Origin of the sequence: Spirillospora sp. NPDC049652, from assembly GCF_040675125.1 — a bacterium.
Taxonomy (GTDB): Bacteria; Actinomycetota; Actinomycetes; order Streptosporangiales; family Streptosporangiaceae; genus Spirillospora.
In genome coordinates, this window is the sequence record NZ_JBFAOF010001216.1 from 1 (window position 1) to 1,840 (window position 1,840).

Sequence of the window (1,840 nt, forward strand, 5' to 3'; positions counted from 1 at the left end):
CGACGCCCTGGCCGACCTGCTGACCGTCCTGCCGGACGCCGAGCGCGAGGGCGCGGCCGCCGGGCTGATCCGCTGGGTCGCGGGCGGGCCGGAGCTGCCGCGCGTCCTCGAACGCGTCCCCGGCCCGTGGACGGGCGAGCTCGCCGACGCGGTCGTGGCGACGCTCGCGAACGCCGCCGACCGGCAGACGCACCGGCACGAGCACACCCTGACCCAGCTCTGCCGCCTCGCCGACCAGCGCCTGTCCCCCGCGTTCGCGCCCCGCGTGGAGGGGCTGGCGGCGCGCCACCTGGCCGCCGGCCCGGGCGGGGTGGCGGGGGCCGTCCTCACCGAACTCACCGAGACCCTCCGGTTCCGTGCCGAGATGCTGAAGGAGCTCCATCCGTGACCGTGCCCGACTCCGGGACCGTCCCCGACTCCGATCCCGCGCCCCCCTCCGGATCCGCGCCCCCCTCCGGATCCGCGGACGCCCCCGGCCCCGCGAGCGCCTCCGGCTCCGGTCCGGGTGACGTCCTCCGGCCGCACGCCGAGCAGCAGTACGCGCACGAGCTGGCCCTGCTGGCCGGGCACGACGACCGGCCGCGCCCGCCCGGCTGGCGGCTGTCGCCGTGGGCGGTGACCACCTACCTGCTCGGCGGCGAGCTGCCGGACGGCACCGAGATCACCCCCAAGTACATCGGGCCGCGCCGCCTGGTCGAGGTCGCGGTCGCGACGCTCGCGACCGACCGGGCGCTGCTGCTGCTCGGCGTCCCGGGCACCGCCAAGACCTGGATGTCGGAGCACCTGGCGGCGGCGGTCTCGGGCGACTCGACGCTGCTGGTGCAGGGCACCGCCGGGACGCCCGAGGAGGCCGTCCGGTACGGCTGGAACTACGCGCGGCTGCTCGCCGAGGGGCCGTCCGAGCGGGCGCTGGTCGAGAGCCCGCTCATGCGCGCGATGCGGCACGGCATGGTCGCGCGCGTCGAGGAGCTGACCCGCATGCCCGGCGACGTCCAGGACACCCTCATCACCCTGCTGTCGGAGAAGACGCTGCCCGTGCCGGAGCTGAACACCGAGGTGCAGGCGCGGCGCGGGTTCACGGTGATCGCGACGGCGAACGACCGCGACCGCGGCGTCAACGAGCTGTCGTCGGCGCTGCGCCGCCGGTTCAACACGGTCGTCCTGCCGCTGCCGGAGTCCGAGGCGGACGAGGTGGAGATCGTCGCGCGCCGGGTCGCGCAGCTCGGCCGCGCCCTGGAGCTGCCCGAGGCCCCCGCCGGGCTGGAGGAGATCCGCCGCGTCGTCACGGTGTTCCGGGAGCTGCGCGCGGGCGTCACCGGCGACGGCCGGACGCGGCTGAAGTCGCCGTCGGGCACGCTCAGCACCGCCGAGGCGATCTCGGTCGTGACCAGCGGCCTCGCGCTCGCCGCGCACTTCGGCGACGGCGTCCTGCGCGCCCCGGACGTCGCGGGCGGCCTCGTCGGCGCGGTCGTCCAGGACCCGGCGTCCGACCGCGTCGTCTGGCAGGAGTACCTGGAGACGGTCGTCCGCGACCGCCCGGACTGGGCCGACTTCTACCGCGCCTGCCGGGAGGTCTCTTGACCGACGTCACCGGGGTCCCGCCAGCGGGCACCCCGGCGGAGGCCGCCGCCGGAGTCGCTACGGGAGTCGCCGTGGCGGGCTCGGCGCGGGTCGAGGTGTTCGGGATCCGGCACCACGGCCCCGGGTCGGCGCGGGCCGTCCGGCGCGCGCTGGAGGACTTCAAGCCGGACGCGGTGCTGGTCGAGGGCCCGCCGGAGGCGGACGCGATCGTCGACCTCGCCGCGGACCCCGGCATGGTTCCGCCGGTGGCGCTGCTGGC

Annotated in this window: 3 protein-coding genes; all 3 read left to right on the forward strand. The window is 77.1% G+C overall.

From position 1 onward, the window contains the following. On the forward strand, positions 1 to 388 hold a 388-nt coding region (locus AB0J52_RS38695), incomplete at its 5' end, for a DUF5691 domain-containing protein (RefSeq protein WP_500188022.1). Positions 389 to 549: 161 nt separating this feature from the next. Beyond that, positions 550 to 1,581 carry an ATP-binding protein gene (locus AB0J52_RS38700; RefSeq protein ID WP_500188024.1) on the forward strand — a complete coding sequence of 344 codons (1,032 nt, stop codon included), beginning with the start codon at positions 550 to 552 and terminating at the stop codon, positions 1,579 to 1,581. 71 nt (positions 1,582 to 1,652) lie between these two features. After that, positions 1,653 to 1,840 (forward strand): DUF5682 family protein (locus AB0J52_RS38705; RefSeq protein ID WP_500188025.1); only part of this gene is annotated, 188 nt, incomplete at its 3' end.